This is a genomic window from Streptomyces sp. NPDC032161 (assembly GCF_040636995.1).
Taxonomy (GTDB): Bacteria; Actinomycetota; Actinomycetes; order Streptomycetales; family Streptomycetaceae; genus Streptomyces.
Map to the genome: position 1 here is coordinate 1,267,076 of NZ_JBEZVN010000001.1, position 26,259 is coordinate 1,293,334.

Genomic DNA, 26,259 nt, shown 5'->3' on the forward strand with positions numbered 1-26,259 from the left:
CCGCTGTTCGCACCGTTCGCACCGTTCGCGCCGCGACGAGCCGATCGGGGGACGGCTCGCCCGGCCGACGGTGCGGGGCGGTGTTCCGTGACCCATGACCCGCACCCGACGCACCATGCGTCAGGACGTGATGTCCTTCGCCGTGAAGCGGGCCCAGGCCGCCGAGCCGAACACCACCGCGTACAAGCCCTGAAGGCCCAGGTTCTTGACCAACTCGTCCCAGTAGACGGGTACGCGCAGCAGGTCGGCGTACGACATCCAGTAGTGCGGGAAGAGATACGGGTGGACGCCGCTCAACTGCGGGATCGTGTCGACGATCTGCACGGTGATCAGCAGGCCCACGGTCGCGGCCATGGCCGCGATCCCGCTTCCCGTGAGGGTCGACACGAACACCCCGAGCGCCGCGAAACCGATCAGCGAGGCCGCGACCGCCAACGCGATCAGACCCGCCCTCAGCAGCCCCTCACCGAAGCCGATCCGGGTCCCCGAGATGGTGGTGACATCGCCGACGGGGAAGAGCAGGGCACCCGTGGCGAGTGCCGAGAGCGCCACGACCAGGGTCGCGACCAGGCAGAACGCGAGGACGGAGGCGTATTTCGTCAGCAGCAGGCGGCTCCGGCCCGCCGGGGCGACCAGCAGATAGCGCAGCGTGCCCGCGCCCGCCTCCCCGGCGACCGAGTCGCCCGCGACGACCCCGACGGCCATCGGCAGGAAGACCGGGAGCGTCACGGCGAGGGCGGCGAAGACCAGGAAGAGGCCGTTGTTGGTGACCTGGGAGAGGAACGCGGGCCCTCCCGCGCCGTCGCCCGGCCCGGGTGAGGAACCGTGGCCGGTCTCGATCCGCACCGCGATCCCGATCAGGACGGGAACGGCGGCCAGCACTCCGAGCAGGGCCAGGGTGCGCCATCGGCGGAAGGTGATGGCCAGTTCGGAACGGAGGAGTCCGAGCGTCCACAGCCGCCCGCGCGCCCCGCCCGCCCCGGTGGTCCCGCCCGCCCCGGTGGTCCCGCCCGCCCCGGTGGTCCCGCCCGCCCCGTTCGCCGCCCCGGTGGTCCGGCCGGCTCCGGTGGTCTTCCCGACCCGGGCGGCTTCACCCGCTCCGGCGGCCTCTCCCGCTCCGGCGCGTACGCCTTCTGTTTCAGCCCGCGACATCGAATCCCTCTCCGGTGAGTGCGACGAAGGCGTCCTCCAGCGACGCCCGTTCGACGCCGAACGACCGCACGCGCACGCCGGCACGCACCAGCGCCGCGTTGAGGTCCGCGAGTTCGACGTCCCCCGGTGGCGCGTCGGCGCTCACCCGCTCGCCGTCGACGGTGATGCCGGCGAGGGCCCGTTCCTCCAGGACACGGGCGGCCTCGTCCGGGTCGGGGGTCGTGAGGGCCAGTCGGCCCCGGGCACCCGCCGCCAGGTCCGCGACCGGGCCCTGCGTGACCAGCCGCCCGCCGGCCATCACCGCGGCGTGCGTGCAGACCTGCTCGATCTCGTCGAGGAGGTGGGAGGAGAGGAAGACCGTGGTGCCGTCCGCCGCCAGTTCCCTGACCAGGGTGCGGATCTCGCGCATGCCCTGCGGGTCGAGGCCGTTGGTCGGCTCGTCGAGGACGAGCAGACGGCGCGGCCGGAGCAGGGCGGCCGCGAGACCGAGGCGCTGTTTCATGCCGAGCGAGTACGCCCTGGCCTTCTTCCCCGCCGCCGGGGCCAGCCCGACCCGGTCCAGGGCCTGTCCGACCCGGGCCCCGCGGGTGCGCGGATCGGCGGTCGGGTCGGCGGAGTCGTAACGCAGCAGATTGTCCCGGCCGCTCAGGAAGCCGTACAGCGCGGGCCCCTCGATCAGCGCCCCGACCTGCGGAAGCACCGTGCGGGCCGCGCCCGGCATGGCCCGGCCGAGCACCTGGGCCGTGCCGGACGTCGGCTCGATCAGGCCCATCAGCATCCGGATCGTCGTGGTCTTGCCGGAGCCGTTCGGACCGAGGAAGCCGAAGACGCTGCCCTCGGGGACGGCGAGGTCGAGGCCGTCGACGGCGGGCCTGCCGCCGCCGTAGCGCTTGGTGAGGCCCCGTGTCTCGATGACCGGGCCCGGCTCGGGCGTGTTTCCGGGCCGTGTCATGCGTGCTCCCCTCGGTCGGGCCGGCCGGGACCGGCGGACCGGAACCGGACGGCCCCGGATGTGCGAACGGGCCCGGACGGCCCCGGGCGTCCGGGTCCGGCTGTGCGCGCGGGCCCGCGCGGACGAACCGCCCCGCCGTACGGAGCGTACGACGGGGCGGGTGAACGACGACGGGGGCGGCGTGCCGCGCCCCGTGGCGTCAGGAGGCGCCGTTGGCCGCCTCGACCAGGGCGGCCGGCGTGACCGCGCCGACGTACACCTTGCCGTTCTCGGTCATCAGCGCGTTGACCAGGCGGGTCTTGAAGACCGTGCCCGAGCCGAACTTGCCGGAGACCTTGTCGCCCAGCGCGTCCAGGAACTGCTGCGCCTCGGGCGGCATGTCGTCGCCCGACGCCTTCGAGGGAAGTCCGGTGCCGCCGGGAACGGTGATCTCGGCGATCGCGTTCCAGCCCTCACCGATGACCTTCGGCTCCTTGAACCCCTCGGCGCCCTCGATCCCGTCGGTGCCCTCGGCACCGGCACCGGATACGCCGACGCCCGGGAGGAGACCGAGGCCCTGGGGCCCGTCGGCCTTCCGCCGCGTCTTCGCGTCGTCCGCCTCGGTCACCTCGGTGCCCTTGGGCGGGGTGAACGTGAACGAGGAGGCGGCCGGCTTCGCGAAGTCCACCTGGGTGAACCCGGCGTCTACGACGGCCTTGCCACCGCCGCTCGGCAGCAGGGTGAACTTGAGCGGCACGCCGTTCTTCGCGTCGACCGCGACCGTGACCGAGCCGACCGTGGAACCGCTCTGCTTCGGCTTGACGACCAGCTTGTACGCGTCCCGCCCGGCGACCCGTGCCGTGCCGTCGACCGTCACCGATGTGGTGGGGCCGGCCGCCTTCAGGACCTCCTCGGCGAGCGCCTTCGGCGTGGTCGGCACGGTGGAACCGGGAGCCGGGGCCCGACGCCCGTGCTCGCCCGCAGCGCCGCGCTTCTCCTCGGCGTGGTACGCCTGGTTGCTGCCGCTGTCGTACGCCCAGACCTCGTCGCCGTTGCGGATCAGGCTGTACTCCGCCGCGTTCTCCAGGATGGAGACCCGCTGCCGGTCGGGGCCGTCGGCGGCGATCCGCAGGGTGTGCGTGCCGGATGCCAGCTCCGTCAGCTTCTCCTGCGGATCGGCACTCGAACCGCCCTTGCCGCCGGGCGCGCCGCCCTGGGCGAAGGAGCCGGCCAGTCCGCCGAGCGAGGGAAGGCCGAGGTCCGTGCTGATCCGGACCGTGCCGGAGAGCTGCTGGGTGTCCGAAGCGGCGATCTTCTCGATGAGCTGCTGTGCGGTGATCTCCGGCAGATCGGGGTCACCCGTGCTCGCGAGTGCCGGGACCAGCCCGATCGTCGCGGCCGCCACCCCCGCCACCGCGACCGGGACGATGTAGCGTGCCGCCTTGCGGCGGACCGCGGTGTCCGCCGCCCCGCCCTCGGTCGCCGCGTTGTCGTTCGGTGCCATGTATGCCCTACCTCCGTGGTCGGCGGCTTCCGTCCGGATGCACGCGTCCACTCCGCGCCGCCATTCTCACCCGATTCGTTCAGGAGTGGATGTACTCCATCCGACCAAATCGACGGCGCGAAGGCGTCAGCCCGGGGGAGCAACTCCGCCTACCCCTTCGGTATGACAGGGCTCGCACCGGCCTCACCCGACCCGTAGGGGCAGGCATATGACCGAGACATACGCGCCCGCGGGCGCGCGGTGCGCCACGGCGCTCGGCACGGGGAAGGCCGTGCCCCGGCGCTCGGTCCACGCCCCGGTACGGGCCGTGCCCCGGCGCTCGGTGCATCACCCCGTCGCGCGCCCTGTCACGTCCGGGCTTTCAGCCGGCGCGGTGCACCACCGCGTCGCACATCTCCGCCAGCGCGGCCTTCGCGTAGCAGTCGGGCAGCGGGGACAGCGTCCGGCGTGCCTCCTCCGCGTACCGGACGGTGTCCCGCCGGGCCTGCTCCAGCGCCGGGTGGGCGCGCAGCCTGCGCAGCACCTCGGCGTGTCGGGCGTCGTCACCCAGGTCGCCGTCGAGGAGTTCGACCAGCTCCAGGTCCTCCGGCCTGCCCTCGGCCTCCGCCCGGGCCCGCAGATGGAGCACCGGCAGGGTGGGGATGCCCTCGCGCAGGTCGGTTCCGGGGGTCTTGCCGGACTCGTGGGAGTCGGAGGCGATGTCGAGCACGTCGTCGGCGAGCTGGAAGGCCACGCCGAGCCGCTCCCCGTACTGGGTGAGGATGTCGACGGCCGAATCGTCCGCACCGGCCATCAGCGCGCCGAACCGGCAGGCCACGGCGATCAGCGAGCCGGTCTTGCCGCGCATCACGTCCAGGTAGTGCTCCACCGGGTCGCGGCCGTCCGGGCCCGCGGTCTCCAGGATCTGGCCGGTGACCAGCCGCTCGAACGCCTCCGCCTGGATGCGCACGGCCTCCGGTCCGAGGTCGGCCAGTATGTGCGAGGCACGGGCGAAGAGGAAGTCGCCGGTCAGCACGGCCACCGAATTGCCCCAGCGGCTGTTGGCGCTGTCGACGCCGCGCCGCACGTCCGCCTCGTCCATCACGTCGTCGTGGTAGAGCGTCGCGAGATGGGTCAGCTCCACGACGACGGCGGCGGGCACCACGCCCGGCGCGTCCGGGTCTCCGAACCGGGCGGCGAGCATCGCCAGCAGTGGCCGGAAACGCTTGCCCCCGGCGCGTACGAGATGCTGCGCGGCCTCCGTGATGAAGGGCACGCCGCTCTTGGTGGCATCGAGCAGACCGGACTCGACAGCAGCCAAACCGGCCTGGACATCGGCCTCAAGAGCGTGGTCCCGCACGCTCAGTCCGAACGGCCCGACGACGGTCACGAGGGGATCTCCTGTCTGCTGACGATCACACGGAATGTCGATGTGTCGCTGCCATCACTCAACTCAGCGTATCCGGTCCCCTTTGGATCAACGTGGGCGGCTTCCCGCCACCGCCGGTATGTTCGGGATCAGCTCATACGATCAGGAGTACTCCCTTTGTCTCGCACGACAACCGATACCGAACCGACTCAGTCCGCGCCCAGCGGCGACCATGCCTTTTTCGGCCAGCCACGGGGGCTGATGACGCTCTCCGGCCTGGAGGTCTGGGAGCGATTCTCGTTCCTGGGCATGCAGGCGATTCTGGTCCTGTACTTCGCGGACACCGTCGCCCGGGGCGGCATGGGCATGGAGGCGGGCACGGCGGCGTCCGTCTCGGCCGCCTACGGCACCCTGGTCTACCTGGTCTCCGTGGCCGGCGGCTGGCTGGCCGACCGGATCCTCGGCTCGTACCGGGCCGTGCTGTACGGCGGGATCCTCATCGCCTGCGGGCATTACGCCATGGCGGTGCCCTCCGACGCCATGACCTGGACCGGCCTCGGTCTGATCAGCGCCGGGACGGGTCTGCTCAAGCCCAATGTGGCGTCCATGGTCGGCAAGCTGTATCGCACCGACGACGAGCGCCGCGACGCCGGGTTCGCCCTGTACTACATGGGCATCAACATCGGCGCGTTCCTGGGCCCGCTGGTCACCGGCTGGCTCGGCGACCACGCGAGCTGGCACTGGGGTTTCTCCGCCGCCGCCGTCGGCATGACGCTCGGCCTGATCCAGTACGTACTGGGCCGGCGTCACCTGATCGGCCGAAAGCACAGCGCCGAATTCGCGCTGGCCCCGCAGGCCATGCGGCGCGCCGTACGGCTGATCGCGGCCGGCGCGGTCGTCGTCGCCGTCCTCGCCACCGCGCTGTCCCTGGCGGGATGGCTCACCATGGGCCGGTTCGTCGACGTGCTCACCCTCGTCTCGGTGATCGCCCCGGTCGTGTACTTCGTGGTGATGTTCCGCAGCCCGCGGGTCACCGCCGAGGAACGCGGCAGGCTGCGCCCGTACGTGGTGCTGTTCCTGGCCTCCGTCGTCTTCAACTTCATCCTCTTCCAGGCGTACTCGACGATGATGCTGCTCGCGTCGACCAACGCGCGTACCGAGATCCTGGGCTTCCACTTCCCGGCCGGCTGGTACGCCTCCGCGCTCGGCGCGTTCGAGGTCGCGCTCGCCCCGGTGGTCGCCACCGTCTGGGCCCGGATGGGGCCGCGCCAGCCGCACGCCTCCAACAAGATCGCGATAGGCGTGATCCTCGGCGGGCTGTCGTTCCTGGTGATGGTGCTGCCGACGTCCGGCCACTCCGGCGACACCTACCGGATGGCCGCCTGGTGGATCGTCGGCTCGTACCTGCTGCTCGGGCTCGGCGACATCCTGCTGGAGACCTCCGGCATGTCGGCGACCACGAAACTCGCGCCGAAGGCGTTCTCCGGTCAGACGATGGCGCTCTGGTTCCTCTCGCTGGCCCTCGCCAACGGCATCCAGGCCCAGGTCGTGAAGTTGTACGGCGAGGTCTCCACCCCCGCCTACTTCGGTGTCAACGGCGCGATCGCGGTGGTGGCCGGGGTGGCCGTCATCGCCGCCGCCCCCTGGCTCAGGCGCACCATGCACCCCGTCCGCTGACCACCACACGCGCCCCGTGCGCCGTACGCACAGACCACGCGCACCCCCGTCCACCGACGCGCCACGCGCCCCGTCGACCGAGGTACCGCCATGCACATCCGCACCACGTTCCCGTACGACACCACCCATGAGGACGTCCATATCCCGCTGCCGGACGGCACCCGGCTCTACGCCCGGATCTGGCGGCCGGTCACCGACGAGCCGGTCCCCGCGCTCCTCGAATACCTGCCGTACCGGCTGAGCGACTGGACGGCCCCGCGCGACTGGCAGCGCCACCCCTGGTACGCGGGCCACGGCTACGCCTCCGTCCGGGTGGACGTGCGCGGCCACGGCAACAGCGAGGGGATGCCGGGCGACGAGTACGACGCGACGGAGCTGGCCGACGGCGTCGCCGTCGTCCACTGGCTGGCCCAGCAGGAGTGGTGCTCCGGCCGGGTCGGCATGTTCGGCATCTCCTGGGGCGGGTTCAACTCGCTCCAGATCGCCGCCCTGGCCCCCGAACCGCTGAAGGCGGTCGTCACCGTCTGCTCGACCGACGACCGCTACGACAACGACGTGCACTACATGGGCGGCTCGGTCCTCGGCGTCGACATGCACGCCTGGGCGGCGACCATGCTGGCCTTCGTCTGCCGGCCCCCGGACCCGGCGCAGGTCGGCGAGGGCTGGAAGGACATGTGGCTGAAGCGGCTGGAGGGTGTCGAGCCGTTCATCCACACCTGGCTGGCGCACCAGACCCGCGACGAGTACTGGAAGCACGGCAGCGTCTGCGAGGACTACTCCGCGATCCAGGCCCCCGTCCTCGCGGTGGGCGGCTGGCACGACCCGTACCGCGACACCGTCCTGCGGCTGGTCGAGCACCTGCCGCAGGACCGGGTGCGCGGGCTGATCGGCCCGTGGTCGCACCAGTACCCGGACCGGGGGCTGCCGCCCGGACCGGCGATCGGCTTCCTCCAGGAGACGCTGCGCTGGTGGGACCAGCACCTCAAGGGCGAGGACACCGGTGTCATGGCCGAGCCGCTGCTGCGGTCCTGGATCAGCGAGTCGCACCGGCCCGCCACCACCTACGAGACGCTGCCCGGCCGCTGGGTCGGGGACGGCGTCTGGCCGTCCCCGAACGTGTCGACCGTCGCCTACGCCCTCCGGGGCGGCCCGCAGATCGTCGACTCGCCGCAGCGCACCGGGCTGGACGCGGGACGGTTCTTCCCGTTCGGCAACGACGCCGACCTGCCGCCGGACCAGCGCGACGAGGACGCCGCGTCGGTGTGCTTCGAGTTCCCGGTCGAGGACGCCCCGATCGAGATCCTGGGCCGGCCGCGGGTGAGACTGCGCCTGCGCATGGACGCGCCGCGCGGGCAGGCGATCGCCCGGCTCTGCGACGTGGCGCCGGACGGCTCGTCCACGCTGGTCACCCGCGGCGCGCTCAACCTCTCCGCCCGGCAGGGCCGCGACCGCGCGGTGGAGTGGCCGGCCGGGTCGACCGAGGACGTGGGCTTCGAGCTGAACGGCATCGGGCACACCTTCCCGCCCGGCCACCGGATCAGGCTCGCGGTCTCCTCCGCGTACTGGCCGTGGATCTGGCCGCAGCCGGGGTCGGTGGGCTTCACCCTCGACGCCGACGGCAGCTTCCTCGAACTGCCGGTGCGCCGGCACACCGAGGACCCGGAGATCCGGTTCGAGGAACCGGAACAGTCCCCGCCGCTGGGCGTCGTCCAGCCGGTGCAGCTGGACGGGCAGCAGCGCCCCGAGCGCCTGGTGGTGCGCGACGTCGCCACGGGCGAGTGGCGGCTGGAGGTCGACCCGCGCTACGGCGGCACCCGCGTCTACCCGGACGGCCTGGAGTTCACCGAGGACGCCCTGGAGACGTACACGATCCAGGAGGACGACCCGCTCTCGGCGCGCACCCGTTCCGACTGGTCGATCCGGCTGCACCGGCCCGAGTTGGCCTGGGACGTGCGGATCGAGACCCGTTCCGAGATCAGCGCGGACGCCACCGACTTCATCACGTCCGACGAGGTGGTGTGCCGGGACGGCGGCGAGGTCGTCTTCCACCGCACCTGGGAGAAGCGGATCCCGCGCACGGCAGGCTGAGCGCACGGGCCCGGCGCCGTCGGCGAGAGCTTCCGCCGTGCCCCGTACGCCCCGGGGCACGGCGGAACTTTCCGGTCCTCGCGGACAGTTGGGACACGCTCGGGACACTCCCACGGGCGGCGGCGCCGACGTAACGTGTCCCCCAAGCGACCTGGAAAGCGAGGCGGCAACACATGCCCGAGCAGAGCAGCCCGCTCGATCTGGCCGAGGGCGACCCCTTCGGCCCGCACAACCTTCCGTACGGTGTGTTCTCCACCCCCGGCCACCCCGAGGACCGGCGGGTCGGCGTCCGCATCGGCGACCACGTGCTGGACGCCGGGGCCGCCGCACACGCGCTCGGCTCCCCCTACGCGCGGCTCCTCGCCCAGCCGGACCTGACCGCGCTGCTGGCCGCGGGCCGCACCGCCTGGCGGGACGTCCGGCGGGCCCTGACCGCGTGGGTGACGGTCCCGGCGCACCGCCCGGACATCGAACCGCTGCTGCACCCTGTCGAGTCCGTCACGCTGCACCTCCCGTACCGGGTCGCGGACTACGTCGACTTCTACGCGAGCGAGCACCACGCCACCAACGTCGGGAAGATCTTCCGGCCGAACGGCGACCCGCTGACGCCCAACTGGAAGCACCTCCCCATCGGATACCACGGCAGGTCCGGCACCGTCGTGGTCTCCGGAACGGACGTGGTGCGCCCGTCCGGCCAGCGCAAGGCACCCACCGACGCGGCCCCGGTCTTCGGCCCGTCCGTCAAGCTGGACATCGAGGCCGAGGTCGGGTTCGTCGTCGGCGTCGGCTCCGAGCAGGGCCGCCCGGTCCCGCTCGGCGACTTCCGCGAGCACGTCTTCGGGCTCTCGCTGCTCAACGACTGGTCGGCGCGGGACATCCAGGCGTGGGAGTACGTGCCGCTCGGCCCGTTCCTCGGCAAGTCCTTCGCCACGTCCGTATCGGCGTGGGTGACCCCGCTGGAGGCCCTGGAGGCGGCCTGGACCGCGCCCCCCGCCCGGGACTTCCCGCTCCTCCCCTATCTGGAGGACGGCGGCGAGGAGCAGGACGGCGGGCTGGACCTGCGGATCTCCGTCGCGATCAACGGGCAGACCGTCTCCGAGCCCCCGTTCGCCACCATGTACTGGACCCCGGCCCAGATGCTGGCCCAGATGACGGTGAACGGCGCGTCGCTGCGCACCGGCGACCTGTACGGCTCGGGCACGGTCAGCGGCGCCGAGCCCGGCCTGCGCGGCTCGCTCCTGGAGCTGACCTGGAACGGCCGCGACCCGCTGGACCTCCCCGACGGCAAGCGGACGTTCCTGGAGGACGGCGACACGGTCACGATGACGGCCTGGGCCCCGGGACCGGACGGCACCCGGGTGGGCCTCGGCGAGGTGACGGGGCGGATCGTTCCGTCCGCGTGACGTACACGTTGACGGCCGGGATCCTCGCGAGGGTCCCGGCCGTCAACGTCTCCTGATGGGTTCATTCGTTCGCGCGGTCCCGAATGGGTTTCTGATCGATACGCTGGACAGACCCGCGAGACTCCGTGCATGGGAGCACTGATGAGCGTCGAACCCGAGGCCAACGAGCCGAGGTGGGCGGTTCCGCCCGTGGGCGGCTGGACCGCCGATGACCTGGACACACTCCCGAATCTGCCTCCCCACACGGAGCTGATCGACGGGAGCCTTGTTTTCGTGAGTCCGCAGACCGTATTCCACGAGCGCGCGATCGACTACCTCAAGTGGCAGCTGCAATCGCTTGCGCCGCTCGACCTGGAAGTCTTTCGCGAATTCACCATCGACGTCGACTGGCAGAACCGGCCCGAACCCGATGTGGTCGTCGTGCGGGCGGACGCGGTCGAGAGTCTGCGGCAGACACGGTTCCCTGCAGAGGCGGTGGTGCTGGCGGTCGAGGTCGTGTCCGACGAGTCCCTGACCCGGGACCGGGAGACCAAGCCTGTGAAGTACTCGCGGGCGAGGATCCCTCACTACTGGCGAGTGGAAAACCACGACGGCAGGGTGGTGGTCTACGTCTTCGAGTTGGAGCCGTCGACCGGGACCTACACATCCACCGGCATCTTCCACGACCGGATGAAGGTCTCCGTCCCCTTCCCGGTCGATCTCGACCTCACCGCGATCACCGCGCGCCGCCGGGCGGCGGCCCCGGAGTAGCCCCGGCGCCACCGCCCCGCCCCGCTCACTCGTACTCCGGCGGCGGCTCCTCGTCCCAGTCGAACCCCGGATCGTCGTCGGGCGCGGCCGAGGCGGCCGAGGTCGAAGCGGCCCGCACGGGAGCGACCGGGGCCGGGGCGGCCGGAGCCGGGGCGGGCGGGTCCGAGACGGACGCCACCAGGGCGGACCCCGCAGCGGGTCCCGGCTCCGCCGCCGGACCGGCCTGCGGGAACACGTCCTGCCGCGGCCCTGCTGCCACATCCGGCTCCCCCGGCGCGCCCGCCACATCCGGCTCACCCTCCGCGTCCGGCACGTCCGTGAACTCCGCCAGCACCTCCAGCACCCCCTCCCCGTACGTGGCCAGCTTCTTCTCGCCCAGGCCGCTGATGCCGCCGAGCGCGGCCACCGAGTCCGGCCGCACCGTCGCGATCTCGCGCAGCGTCGCGTCGTGGAAGATGACGTACGCCGGGACGCCCTGCTCCTTCGCCCGGCCCCCGCGCCAGGCCCGCAGCGCCTCGAAGACGGGGACGGCCTCCGGCGCCAGCTCGGCGGCGGCCTGCGAGGACTTGGCCTTGCGTTCGCCCTTCGCGGAGCCGGAACGCGAGGCGGGCTTCGCGGCCTCCTTGCGCAGCGGCACCTGGCGCTGCCCTCCGAGGACCGCGCCGCTCTCCTCCGTCAGCACCAGCGTGCCGTACTCGCCCTCGACCGCGATCAGGCCCTGGGCGAGCAACTGCCGTACGACGCCCCGCCATTCGGCCTCGGACAGCTCGCCGCCGATGCCGAAGACCGAGAGCTGGTCGTGGTCGAACTGGATGATCTTCGCGGTCTTGCGGCCGAGCAGGATGTCGGTGATCTGGCCCGCGCCGAACTTCTGCCCGCGCTCCCGCTTCAGCCGTACCACCGTCGACAGCAGCTTCTGCGCGGCCACCGTGCCGTCCCAGGTCTCGGGCGGGGCGAGGCAGGTGTCGCAGTTGCCGCAGGCCGCGGCGCCGGGCTCCTGGCCGAAGTACCGCAGCAGCTGGCCGCGGCGGCACTGTGCCGTCTCGCACAGGGCCAGCATCGCGTCGAGGTGGGAGGCGGCGCGGCGGCGGAACGCCTCGTCGCCCTCGCCGCCCTGGATGAGCTTGCGCTGCTGGACGACGTCCTGGAGTCCGTAGGCCATCCACGCCGTGGACGGCAGCCCGTCACGGCCCGCGCGGCCGGTCTCCTGGTAGTAGCCCTCGACCGACTTCGGCAGGTCGAGGTGGGCGACGAAACGGACGTCCGGTTTGTCGATGCCCATGCCGAAGGCGATGGTCGCGACGACGACCAGGCCCTCCTCGCGCAGGAACCGGGACTGGTGCGCGGCGCGCGTGCCCGCGTCCAGACCCGCGTGGTACGGAACGGCCTCGATGCCGTTGCGGCACAGGTACTCGGCGGTCTTCTCGGTCGCGTTGCGCGACAGGCAGTAGACGATGCCCGCGTCCCCGGCGTGCTCCTCCTTGAGGAAGGAGAGCAGCTGCTTCTTCGGATCGGCCTTGGACACGATCCGGTACTGGATGTTGGGCCGGTCGAAACTGGCGACGAAGTGCTTGGCGTCGGGCATGCCCAGGCGCCGGGTGATCTCCTCGTGCGTGGCGTTCGTCGCGGTGGCCGTCAGGGCGATCCGCGGGACGTCGGGCCAGCGCTCCCCGAGGACCGAGAGGGCCAGGTAGTCGGGGCGGAAGTCGTGGCCCCACTGGGCGACGCAGTGCGCCTCGTCGATCGCGAAGACGGAGATCTCGCCCCGCGCGAGCAGGCCCAGCGTGGAGTCCAGCCGGAGGCGCTCCGGGGCCAGGTAGAGCACGTCCAGCTCGCCCGCGAGGAACTGCGCCTCCATCGAGCGGCGCTCGTCGAAGTCCTGCGTGGAGTTGATGAAACCGGCCCGCACGCCCAGCGCCCGCAAGGCGTCGACCTGGTCCTGCATCAGGGCGATCAGCGGGGAGACGACCACGCCCGTACCCGACCTGACCAGGGCCGGGATCTGGTAGCACAGGGACTTCCCGCCACCGGTCGGCATGAGCACGACGGCGTCGCCGCCCGCCACCACGTGGTCGACGACGGATTCCTGCTCCCCGCGGAACGCCTCGTACCCGAACACGCGGTGCAGGGTCCGCCGTGCTTCGCTCTCGGTCACATCCATGGTCCCGCCCGTCGTGCTCATCCGCCTGGCCCCGGTGCCGCACGTGCCGTGCCTCCACCGCTCCCTGCCACGATAGGCGCCGCGTACGACAACGCCGGACGGGCTTGACTTCTCGAGCCCGTCCGGCGCCGTTCCGGCCGGGGGTGCCGGCCGTGCGCGTGTGCGCTACCTCACGAAGACCCCCGCCTGGCTCGCCAGGTCCAGGAAGTACTGCGGGGCCAGGCCCAGCACCAGCGTGACCGCGACGCCGACCGCGATCGTCGTCATCGTCAGCGGGGACGGGACGGCGACCGTCGGGCCGTCCGCCTTCGGCTCGCTGAAGAACATCAGCACGATGACCCGGATGTAGAAGAACGCGGCGATCGCCGACGAGATCACACCGACCACGACCAGCCCGCCCGCGCCTCCGTCCGCCGCCGCCTTGAAGACGGCGAACTTCCCGGAGAACCCGGAGGTGAGCGGGATACCGGCGAAGGCCAGCAGGAACACCGCGAAGACCGCCGCGACCAGCGGCGAACGGCGTCCGAGCCCCGCCCACTTCGACAGGTGCGTCGCCTCGCCGCCCGCGTCGCGCACCAGGGTGACGACGGCGAACGCGCCGACCGTCACGAAGGAGTACGCGCCCAGGTAGAAGAGGACCGACGAGACGCCGTCCGGGGTGGCCGCGATGACACCGGCGAGGATGAACCCGGCGTGCGCGATCGACGAGTAGGCGAGCAGCCGCTTGATGTCGGTCTGGGTGATGGCGACGATCGCACCGCCCAGCATCGTGACGATCGCGACGGCCCACATGACCGGCCGCCAGTCCCAGGTGAGGCCCGGCAGCACCACGTACAGCAGACGCAGCAGCGCGCCGAACGCGGCGACCTTCGTGGCCGCGGCCATGAACCCGGTGACCGGTGTCGGTGCGCCCTGGTAGACGTCCGGGGTCCACATGTGGAACGGGACGGCGCCGACCTTGAAGAGCAGACCGGTCAGGATCATCGCCCCGCCGATCAGCAGCAGCGCGTCGTTGCCCATGGTGGCGGCGAGCGCCGGGTCGACCTTCGTGACGGAGCCGTCGACCACGTGCGCGATCTCGGCGTACGAGACGGAGCCCGCGTACCCGTAGAGCAGGGCGATCCCGAACAGCAGGAACGCCGACGAGAAGGCACCGAGCAGGAAGTACTTCACCGCCGCCTCCTGCGACATCAGCCGCTTGCGGCGGGCGACGGCGCACAGCAGGTAGAGCGGGAGGGAGAAGACCTCCAGGGCCACGAACAGCGTCAGCAGGTCGTTGGCCGCCGGGAAGACCAGCATCCCCGCCACCGAGAAGAGGACCAGCGGGAAGACCTCGGTGGTGGTGAACCCGGCCCGGACCGCGGCCTTCTCGCCGTCGCTGCCGGGGACCGACGCGGCCTGCGCGGCGAAGGAGTCGACCTTGTTGCCGTGCGAGGCGGGGTCGAGCCGGCGCTCGGCGAAGGTGAAGACGGCGACCAGCGCGGTCAGCAGGATGGTGCCCTGCAGGAACAGCGTCGGGCCGTCGATCGCGATGGCGCCCATCGCCACGATGCCCGCCTTCGTCGCGGCGTGTCCCCCGGCCGCGAGGCCGATGATCGCGGCGAAGGAGGCGGCGAGGGCGACGACCGTCAGGAAGACCTGTGTGTAGTAGCGGAACCGGCGCGGCACGAACGCCTCGACGAGCACTCCGACGACGGCCGCGCCGATCACGATCAGGACCGGCATGAGCTGGGTGTACTCGATGACGGGTGCCTGGAACTTCTCGCCCGGGGCGGCCGACGTCACCCCGCCCGCCGTCGCCCACAGGTTGTGGACAGCTGTTGCGCTCACTTGGCGGCCTCCACCTCAGGCTGGGGGTCCTTCTTCTGGACGTCCGACATGGTGTGCTGCACCGCCGGGTTGACGATCTCGGTCAGCGGCTTCGGGTAGACCCCCAGGAACAGCAGCAGCGCGATCAGCGGCAGGACCACCGCCATCTCCCGGACCTTGAGGTCCGCCATGCCCTTGACCTCAGCCTTCACCGGGCCGGTCATCGTCCGCTGGTAGAGGACGAGGACGTAGAGCGCGGCGAGCACGATGCCGGTCGTGGCGATGATGCCAGCCGCCGGGTACGCGCTGAACGCGCCGACCAGGACCAGGAACTCGCTGACGAACGGGGCGAGCCCGGGCAGCGACAGGGTGGCCAGACCGCCGATCAGGAACGTGCCGGCCAGGACGGGCGCCACCTTCTGCACCCCGCCGTAGTCGGCGATGAGCCGCGAACCGCGCCGGGTGATCAGGAAGCCCGCCACCAGCATCAGCGCGGCGGTCGAGATCCCGTGGTTGACCATGTAGAGCGTGGCACCCGACTGGCCCTGGCTGGTCATCGCGAAGATGCCCAGGACGATGAAGCCGAAGTGCGAGATCGACGCGTAGGCGATCAGCCGCTTGATGTCGCGCTGGCCGACGGCGAGCAGCGCCCCGTACACGATGCTGACCAGGGCCAGGACGACGATCACCGGCGTCGCCCACTTGCTGGCCTCCGGGAAGAGCTGGAGGCAGAAGCGGAGCATCGCGAACGTGCCGACCTTGTCGACGACCGCGGTGATCAGGACGGCGACCGGGGCGGTCGCCTCGCCCATCGCGTTGGGCAGCCAGGTGTGCAGCGGCCACAGCGGTGCCTTCACCGCGAAGGCGAAGAAGAACCCGAGGAACAGCCAGCGCTCCGTGCTCGTCGCCATGGAGAACGAGCCGCCCGCTCGGGCCTCGGCGATCTCGGAGAGCGAGAACGTCCCCGCGACCACGTACAGCCCGATCACGGCGGCCAGCATGATCAGCCCGCCGACCAGGTTGTAGAGGAGGAACTTCACCGCCGCGTACGAGCGCTGCGCCGCCGCGTTCTCGTCGCTGCCCGTGTGCGCCCGGTCCCCGAAGCCGCCGATGAGGAAGTACATCGGGATGAGCATGGCCTCGAAGAGGACGTAGAAGAGGAAGACGTCGGTGGCCTCGAAGGAGAGGATCACCATCGCCTCGACCATCAGGATCAGGGCGAAGAAGCCCTGGGTGGGGCGCCAGCGCGAGGACTTCGTCACCAGGGGGTCGGCGTCGTGCCAGCCCGCCAGGACGATGAAGGGGATGAGCAGGGCGGTGAGCGCGATGAGCGCCACCCCGATGCCGTCCACGCCCAGCTCGTACCGGACGCCGAAGTCCTTGATCCAGGCGTGCGATTCGATGAGCTGGTAGCGGTCGCCGCCGGGCTCGAACCTGGCGAGCGCGACGCCCGCCAGGACGAGCGTGGCCAGCGAGAACACCAGCGCCGTCCATTTGGCGGCGGTGCGCCGGGCGGCCGGGACGGCGGCGGTGGCGATCGCGCCGATCGCCGGGAGCGCCGCCGTCGCTGTCAGGAGGGGAAAGGACATGGTGATCAGACCGCCCTCATCAGCAGGGTCGCGGCGATGAGGATCGCCGTACCGCCGAACATCGAGACCGCGTAGGAGCGGGCGTAGCCGTTCTGCAGCTTGCGCAGCCGGCCGGAGAGCCCGCCCATCGTGGCGGCCGTGCCGTTGACGACGCCGTCGACCAGGGTGTGGTCGACGTACACCAGGGAGCGGGTGAGGTGCTCGCCGCCGCGGACCAGGACCACGTGGTTGAAGTCGTCCTGGAGCAGGTCGCGGCGGGCCGCCCGGGTCAGCAGCGAGCCGCGCGGGGCGGTGACCGGGACCGGCCTGCGCCCGTACATCGCCCAGGCGATGGCGACGCCGACGGCGAGCACCACCATGGTGGCCGCCGTGACGGTCGTGGCACCGACCGGAGCGTGTCCGTGGCTGTGGCCGGTGACCGGCTCCAGCCACTTCAGGAAGCGGTCGCCGACGGAGAACAGGCCGCCCGCGAAGACCGACCCGAAGGCCAGGACGATCATGGGGATGGTCATCGACCTCGGGGACTCGTGCGGGTGCGGCTCGTTTCCGTCCGCGTCCGGCTGCCAGCGCTTCTCGCCGAAGAAGGTCAGCAGCATCACGCGCGTCATGTAGAACGCGGTGATCGCGGCGCCCAGCAGGGCGACCGAGCCGAGGATCCAGCCCTCGGCGCCGCCCTTCGCGAAGGCCGCCTCGATGATCTTGTCCTTGGAGAAGAAGCCGGACAGTCCGGGGAAGCCGATGATCGCCAGATAGCCGAGGCCGAAGGTGACGAAGGTGACCGGCATGTGCTTGCGCAGGCCGCCGTACTTGCGCATGTCGACCTCGTCGTTCATGCCGTGCATGACGGAACCGGCGCCGAGGAAGAGCCCGGCCTTGAAGAAGCCGTGCGTCACCAGGTGCATGATCGCGAAGACGTAGCCGATCGGGCCGAGGCCCGCGGCGAGCACCATGTAGCCGATCTGCGACATCGTCGAACCGGCGAGGGCCTTCTTGATGTCGTCCTTGGCGCAACCGACGATCGCACCGAACAGGAGCGTGACCGCGCCGACGATCACCACGACCAGTTGCGCGGCGGGCGCGGCGTCGAAGATCGCGGCCGAGCGGACGATGAGGTAGACGCCCGCGGTCACCATGGTCGCGGCGTGGATGAGCGCGGAGACCGGGGTCGGGCCCTCCATCGCGTCGCCGAGCCAGGACTGGAGCGGCACCTGGGCCGACTTGCCGCAGGCGGCGAGCAGCAGCAGCAGGCCGATCGCCGTCAGCTTGCCCTCACCCGTCTCCCCCGTCGCCGCCAGGACGGGGCCGAACGCGAACGTGCCGAAGGTGGTGAACATCAGCATGATCGCGATCGACAGGCCCATGTCGCCGACCCGGTTGACCAGGAACGCCTTCTTGGCGGCGGTGGCCGCGCTGGGCTTGTGCTGCCAGAAGCCGATCAGCAGGTACGACGCCAGGCCGACGCCCTCCCAGCCGGCGTACAGCAGCAGATAGTTGTCGGCGAGGACCAGCAGCAGCATCGCCGCGAGGAACAGGTTCAGATAGGCGAAGAAGCGGCGCCGGCGCTCGTCGTGCGCCATGTAGCCGATCGAGTAGAGGTGGATCAGGGTGCCGACGCCGGTGATCAGCAGCACGAAGGTCATCGACAGCTGGTCGAGCTGGAAGGCCACGTCGGCCCGGAAGCCCTCGACCGGGATCCAGCTGAACAGCTTCTGGTGCAGGGCCCGTTCGTCGGCGGCCCGCCCCAGCATGTCGGTGAAGAGCACCGCGCCGATGACGAAGGAAACGGCGGCGAGCAGGGTGCCGATCCAGTGTCCGGAGCGGTCGAGTCGTCGGCCGCCGCAGAGCAGGACCGCCGCTCCGAGCAGAGGCGCCGCGACGAGCAGCGCAATCAGGTTCTCCACGATTCAACGTCCCCTTACAGCTTCATCAGGCCGGCGTCGTCGACCGAGGCCGAGTGGCGGGAACGGAACACCGACACGATGATCGCGAGCCCCACCACGACCTCGGCGGCGGCGACGACCATCGTGAAGAACGCGATGATCTGGCCGTCGAGGTTGCCGTGCATCCGGGAGAAGGTCACCAGCGCGAGGTTGCAGGCGTTGAGCATCAGCTCCACGCACATGAACAGCACGATCGCGTTCCGCCGGATCAGCACCCCGGACGCGCCGATGGTGAACAGCAGGGCGGCGAGGTAGAGGTAGTTGACCGGATTCACTTGGCGACCTCCTCTGTTTCGTTGTCGCTGCCATCGTTGTTCCGGCCGCGCGACCCGCCGCGGCCCTCGCCCTCGCGGCCCTCGCCGTCACGGCCGAGCCGCTCCTCGGAGCGCTGTTCCAACGCCCTGAGCTGTTCCAGGGACTCGCCCGACACGTCGCGGATCTGGCCGCGTTCGCGCAGGGTCCGCATGACGGTGAGCTCGGCCGGGGTGCCGTCCGGGAGCAGACCCGGGATGTCCACGGCGTTGTGCCGGGCGTAGACGCCGGGGGCGGGCAGCGGCGGCAGCTGCGCCCCGCGCACCCGGGCCTCGGACAACTCCCGCTGGGTGCGGGCGCGTTCGGTGCGCTCCCGATGCGTGAGCACCATCGCGCCGACCGTCGCCGTGATCAGCAGGGCGCCGGTGATCTCGAAGGCGAAGACGTACTTGGTGAAGATGAGGGCGGCCAGCCCCTCGACGTTCCCGCCGTGCGCGGAGTTGGCCGCGCCGAGCCCGTTGAAACTGTTCAGCGAGGCGTTGCCGATGCCCGCGATCAGCAGGACGCCGAAGCCGATCCCGCAGGCCGCGGCCAGCCAGCGCTGCCCCTTGATGGTCTCCTTCAGCGAGTCGGCGGCCGTGACGCCGACGAGCATGACGACGAAGAGGAACAGCATCATGATCGCGCCGGTGTAGACGACGATCTGGACGATGCCGAGGAAGTAGGCGCCGTTGGCGAGATAGAACACCGCCAGGACGATCATGGTCCCGGCGAGGCTCAGCGCGCTGTGCACGGCTTTTTTCATCAGTACGGTGGACAGCGCGCCGATCACGGCGACGATGCCCAGCAGCCAGAACTGGACGGCCTCACCGGTCGAGGTCTGCGAGGCCGCCGCGGCCAGGAGCATCATGCGTCCACCTCCCGCGCCGAGCCGTCGTTCTCACGGTCGCCGCTCGTCCCGGACGCCTCGTCGAGGGGCTTCTCGCCCTTGGAGACGGCGGTCTGACGCACCGTGCCCGGCGCGGCCTCGGTGACCAGGCCCCGGTAGTAGTCCTGCTCGTCCATCCCCGGGTAGATCGCGTGCGGGGTGTCGACCATGCCCTCCTCCAGGCCCGCGAGCAGCTCGTCCTTGGTGTAGATGAGGCTCGCGCGGGAGGTGTTGGCGAGCTCGAACTCGTTGGTCATCGTGAGCGCCCGGGTCGGGCACGCCTCGATGCACAGCCCGCACAGGATGCAGCGCGCGTAGTTGATCTGGTAGACGCGGCCGTAGCGCTCGCCCGGGGAGTAGCGCTCCTCGTCCGTGTTGTCCGCGCCCTCCACGTAGATGGCGTCCGCCGGGCAGGCCCAGGCGCACAGCTCGCAGCCGATGCACTTCTCCAGGCCGTCCGGGTGACGGTTGAGCTGATGCCGGCCGTGGAAGCGCGGCGCCGTCACCTTCGGCGTCTCCGGATACTGCTCCGTCAGCCGCTTCTTGAACATGGCCTTGAAGGTCACGCCGAAGCCGGCGACGGGGTTCTGGAACTTCTCCCCCGAGGGCTCCTTCGACTCAGACACCGTCAGCCTCCTTTCCGTCACTCGAATCTCCGTCACTCTCAGTATCCGATCCGCCACTGACAACGAGCTGCCGTTCGCCCCGCGGCCTGCGGCGCGGCACCGGCGGCAGGGTCTGTCCGGGCAGCGGCGGCACCGGGAATCCGCCCGCCATCGGGTCGAACTCGGGCTCCGGCCCGGCCTTCGCCGCCTCGGCCCGGCCCTTCTTGTCGCGGAAGACGTCCGCGACGAAGGAGAGCAGCAGGACCGCGATCACGGCCCCGGCCACGTACAGCACGATCCGCGTGAAGTCGTAGCCGTCGTTGCGCAGCGCCCGTACCGTGGCGACCAGCATCAGCCAGACCACGGACACCGGGATCAGGACCTTCCAGCCGAGCTTCATCAGCTGGTCGTAGCGGACCCGGGGCAGCGTGCCGCGCAGCCAGATGAAGAAGAACAGCAGCAGCTGGACCTTGAGGACGAACCAGAGCATCGGCCACCAGCCGTGGTTCGCGCCCTCCCAGAAGGTGCTGATGGGCCACGGGGCCCGCCAGCCGCCGAGGAACAGGGTGGTGGAGACCGCGGAGACGGTCACCATGTTCACGTACTCGGCGAGCATGAACATCGCGAACTTGATCGACGAGTACTCGGTGTTGAAACCGCCGACCAGGTCGCCCTCGGACTCCGGCATGTCGAACGGGGCCCGGTTGGTCTCGCCGACCATCGTGACGATGTAGATGAGGAACGACACCGGCAGCAGCAGGACGAACCAGCGCTCCTGCTGCGCCTCCACGATCTTCGAGGTCGACATCGACCCGGAGTAGAGGAAGACCGAGGCGAACGCGGCGCCCATCGCGATCTCGTAACTGATCATCTGGGCGCAGGAACGCAGCCCGCCGAGCAGCGGGTACGTCGAACCGGAGGACCAGCCCGCCAGCACGATGCCGTAGATCCCGACCGAGGCGACCGCGAGGATGTAGAGCATCGCGATCGGCAGGTCGGTGAGCTGCATCGCCGTGCGCTGCCCGAAGATCGAGACCTCGTTGCCGGGCGGGCCGAAGGGGATCACGGCGATCGCCATGAACGCCGGGATGGCGGCGACGATCGGCGCGAGCACGTACACGATCTTGTCGGCGCGCTTGACGACGACGTCTTCCTTCAGCATCAGCTTCACGCCGTCGGCGAGCGACTGGAGCATGCCCCAGGGCCCGTTCCGGTTGGGGCCGATGCGCAGCTGCATCCAGGCGACGACCTTGCGCTCCCACACGATGGAGAACAGCACGGTCACCATCAGGAACGCGAAGCAGAACACCGCCTTGACGACGACCAGCCACCACGGGTCGGTGCCGAACATCGACAGGTTCTCGGCGGCGAGCACGGGTCCGTGCGGTGCCGCGGCCAGTTGAGCGAAGGCAGTCACGCCCCCACCTCCGGTGTGGTGTCGTCGGTGCCCGGTGCGGCGGGGCCGATCCGGACCAGGCCGCCGGGCCGGGCGCCGGTGTCGGCCGGGACGCCCCGCCCGACGGAGTTCAGCGGCACCCAGACCACCCGGTCCGGCATGTCGGTGATCTTCAACGGGAGTTCGACGCGGCCCGTCGGGCCGCTCACGGCCAGCAGGTCGCCGTCCTTGACACCCGTCTCGGCCGCGGTGGCGGCGGAGAGCCGGGCGACCGAGGCGTGCCGGGTGCCGGCCAGCGCGTCGTCGCCCTCCTGGAGCCGGCCCAGGTCGAGCAGCATCCGGTGGCCCGCCAGGACCGCCTCGCCGTCGCCGGGCCGGGGCAGCGGCCGGGTCGGCTCGTCCGGGTCCTCGGCGTGCGCGCCGCTCCAGCCGCCGAGCCGGTCCAGCTCGCGGCGTACGGACCTCAGGTCCGGCAGCGCGAGCGGGGTGCCCATCGCGTCGGCCAGCATGTGCAGCACCCGGGCGTCGGTCGGCGGGAGCGTCCGCGTCATCTGCTCGGGCTTCAGCGCCGCCGCGAACGGCCGGGCCCTGCCCTCCCAGTCGAGGAAGGTCCCGGCCTTCTCCGCGACCGCGGCGACCGGCAGGACCACGTCGGCCCGCTCGGTGACCTCGCTCGGCCGCAGTTCCAGCGAGACCAGGAAGCCGACCCCGTCCAGGGCCTCCAGGGCCCGCGCCGGGTCCGGCAGATCGGCCGGCTCGACCCCGGCGACGAGCAGCGCGCCCAGCTCGCCGGTGGCCGCGGCCTGAAGGATCTGGCCGGTGTCGCGGCCGAAGCCGGAGGGCAGTTCGGCGACGCCCCAGACGGCCGCCACCTCGTCCCGGGCCCGCGGGTCGGTCGCGGGGCGCCCGCCGGGCAGCAGCGACGGCAGCAGGCCCGCCTCGATCGCGCCGCGCTCACCGGCCCGACGCGGGATCCACACCAGCTTCGCCCCGGTCGCCGTCGCGGCCCGCACCGCGGCGGTCAGCCCGCCCGGCACGGCGGCCAGCCGTTCGCCGACCACGATCACGGCGCCGTCGCCGCGCAGCGCCTCGGCCGCCGCGGCCCCTTCGCCGTCGAGTCCGGAGCCGCCCGCGAGGGCGTCCAGCCACTGGGGCTCGGTGCCGGGGGCGGCGGGCAGCAGCGTGCCGCCCGCCCTCGTGAGGCCGCGGGTGGCGTGCGAGGCGATGGCGAAGGTGCGCTGGCCGTGCTTGCGCATCGCCTTGCGCAGCCGCAGGAAGACGCCGGGCGACTCCTCCTCCGCCTCGAAGCCGACGAGCAGCACCGCCGGGGCCTTCTCCAGCGAGGCGTAGGTGACGCCCGTGCTTCCCGGTTCCAGGTCCCGGCCGCGTCCGGCGACGCGGGCGGCCAGGAAGTCGGCCTCCTCGCCGCTGTGCGCGCGGGCCCGGAAGTCGACGTCATTGGTGTCGAGGACGACCCGGGCGAACTTGCCGTACGCGTACGCGTCCTCGACGGTCAGCCGGCCGCCGGCCAGGACGCCCGCCCGGCCACGCGCGGCGGCGAGCCCGGTGGCCGCGGCGGCCAGGGCCTCGGGCCAGCTCGCCGGTTCCAGCACCCCGTCGGCGCCGCGCACCAGCGGGGTGGTGAGCCGGTCGCGCTGCTGCGCGTAGCGGAAGGCGAAGCGGCCCTTGTCGCAGATCCACTCCTCGTTGACCTCGGGGTCGTCGGCGGCGAGCCGCCGCATGACCTTGCCGCGCCGGTGGTCGGTGCGGGTGGCGCAGCCGCCCGCGCAGTGCTCGCACACCGACGGCGACGACACCAGGTCGAAGGGGCGGGAGCGGAACCGGTACGCGGCCGAGGTCAGCGCCCCGACCGGGCAGATCTGGATGGTGTTCCCGGAGAAGTACGACTCGAACGGGTCGCCCTCCCCCGTGCCGACCTGCTGGAGCGCGCCGCGTTCGATCAGCTCGATCATGGGGTCGCCCGCCACCTGGTTGGAGAACCGGGTGCAGCGGGCGCAGAGCACGCACCGCTCGCGGTCCAGCAGCACCTGGGTGGAGATCGGGACGGGCTTCTCGTACGTCCGCTTCTTCCCGTCGAAGCGGGATTCGGCGTCGCCGTGCGACATCGCCTGGTTCTGCAGCGGGCACTCGCCGCCCTTGTCACAGACCGGGCAGTCCAGCGGGTGGTTGATGAGCAGCAGCTCCATCACACCCTTCTGCGCCTTCTCCGCGACGGGCGAGGTGAGCTGGGTGCGCACCACCATGCCGTCGGTGCAGGTGATGGTGCAGGACGCCATCGGCTTGCGCTGGCCCTCGACCTCGACGATGCACTGCCGGCAGGCGCCGGCCGGGTCGAGGAGCGGGTGGTCGCAGAAGCGCGGGATCTCGATGCCGAGGAGTTCGGCGGCGCGGATGACCAGGGTGCCCTTGGGCACGCTGATCTCGATGCCGTCGATCGTCAGTGTGACGAGGTCCTCGGGCGGGACGGCCGCCTCGCCGCCCCCGGTGGGCGCGCTCGTGGTGACGGTCATGCGTTCACCCCCTGGTGAGCGGTCTTGTCGTCGGCCCAGGCGGTCGACCTGGCGGGATCGAAGGGGCAGCCGCTGCCCGTGATGTGCTGCTCGTACTCCTCGCGGAAGTACTTCAGCGAGGAGAAGATCGGCGAGGCGGCACCGTCGCCGAGGGCGCAGAAGGACTTGCCGTTGATGTTGTCGGCGATGTCGTTCAGCTTGTCGAGGTCGTCCGCCCGGCCCTTGCCCGCTTCGATGTCGCGGAGCAACTGGACGAGCCAGTACGTCCCTTCGCGGCAGGGCGTGCACTTGCCGCAGGACTCGTGGGCGTAGAACTCGGTCCAGCGGGTGACGGCCCGCACCACGCAGGTCGTCTCGTCGAAGCACTGGAGCGCCTTGGTGCCGAGCATGGAACCGGCGGCGCCGACGCCCTCGTAGTCGAGCGGCACGTCGAGGTGTTCGTCGGTGAACATCGGGGTGGAGGAGCCGCCGGGGGTCCAGAACTTCAGCCGGTGCCCGGGACGCATGCCGCCGCTCATGTCGAGCAGCTGGCGCAGTGTGATGCCGAGCGGAGCCTCGTACTGGCCGGGGCTCGCGACGTGTCCGCTGAGCGAGTACAGCGTGAAGCCCGGGGACTTCTCGGTCCCCATGGCCGTGAACCAGTCCTTGCCGTTGTTCAGGATCGCGGGAACCGAGGCGATGGACTCGACGTTGTTCACCACGGTGGGGCAGGCGTACAGACCGGCGACCGCGGGGAAGGGGGGTCGCAGCCGGGGCTGGCCGCGCCGTCCTTCGAGCGAGTCGAGCAGGGCGGTCTCCTCGCCGCAGATGTACGCGCCCGCGCCCGCGTGGACGGTGAGTTCCAGGTCGAGCCCGGGGCCGAGGGCGTCCTTGCCCAGGTATCCCGCCGCGTACGCCTCGCGCACGGCCTCGTGCAACCGCCGCAGTACGGGGACGACCTCGCCGCGCAGGTAGATGAAGGCGTGCGCGGAACGGATCGCGTAGCAGGCGATCACGATGCCCTCGATGAGGGCGTGCGGGTTGGCGAAGAGGAGCGGGATGTCCTTGCAGGTGCCGGGTTCCGACTCGTCGGCGTTGACGACGAGGTAGTGCGGTTTGCCGTCGCCCTGCGGGATGAACTGCCACTTCATGCCGGTGGGGAAGCCGGCCCCGCCGCGCCCGCGCAGCCCGGATTCCTTCACGTACGCGATGAGGTCGTCCGGGGGCATGGCGAGGGCCTTGTGCAGCCCTTCGTAGCCGCCGTGGCGCCGGTAGGTCTCCAGGGTCCAGGAGCGCGGTTCGTCCCAGAAGGCGGAGAGGACGGGGGCGAGCAGCTTCTCGGGGTCTCCCCCGCCGCCGCTGCCGTTGTCGCTGAGCTGGGTGGCCAACGTCATCACGCTCCCTCCTCTGCCGTGGGGCCTGCCGGGTGGTCCGGGTCGGAGGCCGAGGTCGGCTGCGGTGCGTCGTGGGAGCCGAGGTGCTCGGACGGCGACGGGTCGTGCGGCTGGTCACCGCGCGGGCTCTCGCCGCGGGGGGCGACGACGCGCGGGTGCGGTTCCTCGCCCCGGGCCAGCCGGAGCCCGGCGAGCGAGGCGGGCCCGGCGCCGCCGGAGGCCTCGACGGCGCCGGGGCGCTCGTCGGGGAAGCCGGCCAGGATGCGGGCGGTCTCCTTGTACGTGCACAGGGGCGCGCCCCGGGTGGGTTCGGCACCGCGCCCGGCGATGAGGTCGTCGACCAGGCGGGTCGCGCTCTCGGGCGTCTGGTTGTCGAAGAACTCCCAGTTGACCATCACCACGGGGGCGAAGTCGCAGGCGGCGTTGCACTCGATGTGTTCGAGGGTGACCTTGCCGTCGTCGGTGGTCTCGCCGTTGCCGACGCCGAGGTGCTCCTTGAGCCGGTCGAAGATCGCGTCGCCGCCCATCACCGCGCACAGGGTGTTGGTGCAGACGCCGACCTGGTAGTCGCCGCTCGGCCCGCGCCGGTACATGGTGTAGAAGGTGGCGACGGCGGTGACCTCGGCGGTGGTCAGGCCGAGCATCTCGGCGCAGAACGCCATGCCGGTGCGGGAGACGTAGCCCTCCTCCGACTGCACGAGGTGCAGCAGCGGCAGCAGTGCGGACCGGCTGCCGGGGTAGCGGGCGATCACCTCCTTCGCGTCCGCCTCGAGCCTGGCGCGCACCTCGTCCGGGTAGGCGGGTGCGGGGAGCTGCGGCATC

19 protein-coding genes are annotated in these 26,259 nt (G+C 71.4%); 4 read left to right on the forward strand and 15 right to left on the reverse strand.

The window, feature by feature from the left end; genetic code table 11:
• Window positions 1–120 precede the first annotated feature (120 nt).
• The 4 genes from AB0E67_RS05515 to AB0E67_RS05530 form a co-directional block, all read right to left on the reverse strand.
• Entirely contained in the window at window positions 121–1,152 is a 1,032-nt protein-coding gene (locus AB0E67_RS05515; RefSeq protein WP_362021174.1) for an ABC transporter permease, read from the reverse strand.
• On the reverse strand, window positions 1,139–2,104 hold the full coding sequence (locus AB0E67_RS05520; RefSeq protein ID WP_362021177.1) for an ABC transporter ATP-binding protein: 966 nt from the start codon (window positions 2,102–2,104) through the stop codon (window positions 1,139–1,141). Before AB0E67_RS05520 ends, AB0E67_RS05515 begins: the two co-directional genes overlap by 14 nt.
• 199 nt (window positions 2,105–2,303) lie before the next feature.
• Window positions 2,304–3,587: a DUF2092 domain-containing protein gene (locus AB0E67_RS05525; protein ID WP_362021180.1), complete on the reverse strand. Its 1,284-nt coding sequence runs from the start codon at window positions 3,585–3,587 to the stop codon at window positions 2,304–2,306.
• Between the two features lie 361 nt (window positions 3,588–3,948).
• The gene (locus AB0E67_RS05530) at window positions 3,949–4,956 is read right to left on the reverse strand and encodes a polyprenyl synthetase family protein (protein ID WP_362021183.1); all 1,008 of its coding nucleotides are present in this window, start codon (window positions 4,954–4,956) and stop codon (window positions 3,949–3,951) included.
• Window positions 4,957–5,112: 156 nt separating this feature from the next.
• Here AB0E67_RS05530 and AB0E67_RS05535 point away from each other — a divergent pair, with 156 nt between their 5' ends.
• The 4 genes from AB0E67_RS05535 to AB0E67_RS05550 all read left to right on the forward strand — a co-directional run bounded on the left by AB0E67_RS05535 (window position 5,113) and on the right by AB0E67_RS05550 (window position 10,853).
• Window positions 5,113–6,612, forward strand: coding sequence for a peptide MFS transporter (locus AB0E67_RS05535; RefSeq protein ID WP_362021185.1), 1,500 nt, complete (start codon window positions 5,113–5,115; stop codon window positions 6,610–6,612).
• Window positions 6,613–6,702: 90 nt separating this feature from the next.
• The gene (locus tag AB0E67_RS05540; protein WP_362021187.1) at window positions 6,703–8,700 is read left to right on the forward strand and encodes a CocE/NonD family hydrolase; all 1,998 of its coding nucleotides are present in this window, start codon (window positions 6,703–6,705) and stop codon (window positions 8,698–8,700) included.
• Window positions 8,701–8,873: 173 nt separating this feature from the next.
• Window positions 8,874–10,103, forward strand: coding sequence for a fumarylacetoacetase (fahA, locus tag AB0E67_RS05545; protein WP_362021190.1), 1,230 nt, complete (start codon window positions 8,874–8,876; stop codon window positions 10,101–10,103).
• Window positions 10,104–10,244: 141 nt separating this feature from the next.
• Window positions 10,245–10,853 carry a Uma2 family endonuclease gene (locus AB0E67_RS05550; protein WP_362021193.1) on the forward strand — a complete coding sequence of 203 codons (609 nt, stop codon included), beginning with the start codon at window positions 10,245–10,247 and terminating at the stop codon, window positions 10,851–10,853.
• 25 nt (window positions 10,854–10,878) lie between these two features.
• Here the strand turns inward: AB0E67_RS05550 and recQ are convergent, their stop codons facing one another.
• The 11 genes from recQ to nuoE all read right to left on the reverse strand — a co-directional run bounded on the left by recQ (window position 10,879) and on the right by nuoE (window position 26,258).
• The gene (gene recQ, locus AB0E67_RS05555) at window positions 10,879–13,014 is read right to left on the reverse strand and encodes a DNA helicase RecQ (RefSeq protein ID WP_362021196.1); all 2,136 of its coding nucleotides are present in this window, start codon (window positions 13,012–13,014) and stop codon (window positions 10,879–10,881) included.
• A 165-nt stretch (window positions 13,015–13,179) separates the two neighbouring features.
• Window positions 13,180–14,844 carry an NADH-quinone oxidoreductase subunit NuoN gene (nuoN, locus tag AB0E67_RS05560; protein WP_362021199.1) on the reverse strand — a complete coding sequence of 555 codons (1,665 nt, stop codon included), beginning with the start codon at window positions 14,842–14,844 and terminating at the stop codon, window positions 13,180–13,182.
• The gene (locus AB0E67_RS05565; RefSeq protein ID WP_362021201.1) at window positions 14,841–16,412 is read right to left on the reverse strand and encodes an NADH-quinone oxidoreductase subunit M; all 1,572 of its coding nucleotides are present in this window, start codon (window positions 16,410–16,412) and stop codon (window positions 14,841–14,843) included. Before AB0E67_RS05565 ends, nuoN begins: the two co-directional genes overlap by 4 nt.
• A gap of 5 nt (window positions 16,413–16,417) precedes the next feature.
• Complete coding sequence (gene nuoL, locus AB0E67_RS05570) at window positions 16,418–18,313, reverse strand: NADH-quinone oxidoreductase subunit L (RefSeq protein ID WP_362021204.1); 1,896 nt, start codon at window positions 18,311–18,313, stop codon at window positions 16,418–16,420.
• A gap of 14 nt (window positions 18,314–18,327) precedes the next feature.
• Window positions 18,328–18,627 (reverse strand): NADH-quinone oxidoreductase subunit NuoK, encoded by a 300-nt coding sequence (gene nuoK, locus AB0E67_RS05575; RefSeq protein ID WP_362021207.1) that lies wholly within the window; start codon window positions 18,625–18,627, stop codon window positions 18,328–18,330.
• The gene (locus AB0E67_RS05580) at window positions 18,624–19,511 is read right to left on the reverse strand and encodes an NADH-quinone oxidoreductase subunit J (RefSeq protein ID WP_362021505.1); all 888 of its coding nucleotides are present in this window, start codon (window positions 19,509–19,511) and stop codon (window positions 18,624–18,626) included. The genes nuoK and AB0E67_RS05580 overlap by 4 nt, the downstream gene beginning before the upstream one ends.
• Entirely contained in the window at window positions 19,511–20,158 is a 648-nt protein-coding gene (gene nuoI, locus AB0E67_RS05585; protein ID WP_362021210.1) for an NADH-quinone oxidoreductase subunit NuoI, read from the reverse strand. The genes AB0E67_RS05580 and nuoI overlap by 1 nt, the downstream gene beginning before the upstream one ends.
• Entirely contained in the window at window positions 20,151–21,554 is a 1,404-nt protein-coding gene (gene nuoH, locus AB0E67_RS05590) for an NADH-quinone oxidoreductase subunit NuoH (RefSeq protein ID WP_362021213.1), read from the reverse strand. Before nuoH ends, nuoI begins: the two co-directional genes overlap by 8 nt.
• Window positions 21,551–24,064: an NADH-quinone oxidoreductase subunit G gene (locus AB0E67_RS05595; protein WP_362021215.1), complete on the reverse strand. Its 2,514-nt coding sequence runs from the start codon at window positions 24,062–24,064 to the stop codon at window positions 21,551–21,553. Before AB0E67_RS05595 ends, nuoH begins: the two co-directional genes overlap by 4 nt.
• Complete coding sequence (gene nuoF / locus AB0E67_RS05600; RefSeq protein ID WP_362021218.1) at window positions 24,061–25,437, reverse strand: NADH-quinone oxidoreductase subunit NuoF; 1,377 nt, start codon at window positions 25,435–25,437, stop codon at window positions 24,061–24,063. The genes AB0E67_RS05595 and nuoF overlap by 4 nt, the downstream gene beginning before the upstream one ends.
• Complete coding sequence (gene nuoE, locus AB0E67_RS05605; protein WP_362021508.1) at window positions 25,437–26,258, reverse strand: NADH-quinone oxidoreductase subunit NuoE; 822 nt, start codon at window positions 26,256–26,258, stop codon at window positions 25,437–25,439. Before nuoE ends, nuoF begins: the two co-directional genes overlap by 1 nt.
• Window position 26,259 lies beyond the last annotated feature (1 nt).

Coding starts and splice junctions, on each gene's coding strand:
- AB0E67_RS05515 (WP_362021174.1), bottom strand. CDS start 1,152: ATGTCGCGGGCTGAAACAGAAGGCGTACGCGCCGGAGCGGGAGAGGCC.
- AB0E67_RS05520 (WP_362021177.1), bottom strand. CDS start 2,104: ATGACACGGCCCGGAAACACGCCCGAGCCGGGCCCGGTCATCGAGACA.
- AB0E67_RS05525 (WP_362021180.1), bottom strand. CDS start 3,587: ATGGCACCGAACGACAACGCGGCGACCGAGGGCGGGGCGGCGGACACC.
- AB0E67_RS05540 (WP_362021187.1), top strand. CDS start 6,703: ATGCACATCCGCACCACGTTCCCGTACGACACCACCCATGAGGACGTC.
- fahA (WP_362021190.1), top strand. CDS start 8,874: ATGCCCGAGCAGAGCAGCCCGCTCGATCTGGCCGAGGGCGACCCCTTC.
- AB0E67_RS05550 (WP_362021193.1), top strand. CDS start 10,245: ATGAGCGTCGAACCCGAGGCCAACGAGCCGAGGTGGGCGGTTCCGCCC.
- recQ (WP_362021196.1), bottom strand. CDS start 13,014: ATGGATGTGACCGAGAGCGAAGCACGGCGGACCCTGCACCGCGTGTTC.
- AB0E67_RS05565 (WP_362021201.1), bottom strand. CDS start 16,412: ATGTCCTTTCCCCTCCTGACAGCGACGGCGGCGCTCCCGGCGATCGGC.
- AB0E67_RS05580 (WP_362021505.1), bottom strand. CDS start 19,511: ATGCTCCTGGCCGCGGCGGCCTCGCAGACCTCGACCGGTGAGGCCGTC.
- AB0E67_RS05595 (WP_362021215.1), bottom strand. CDS start 24,064: ATGACCGTCACCACGAGCGCGCCCACCGGGGGCGGCGAGGCGGCCGTC.
- nuoF (WP_362021218.1), bottom strand. CDS start 25,437: ATGACGTTGGCCACCCAGCTCAGCGACAACGGCAGCGGCGGCGGGGGA.
- nuoE (WP_362021508.1), bottom strand. CDS start 26,258: ATGCCGCAGCTCCCCGCACCCGCCTACCCGGACGAGGTGCGCGCCAGG.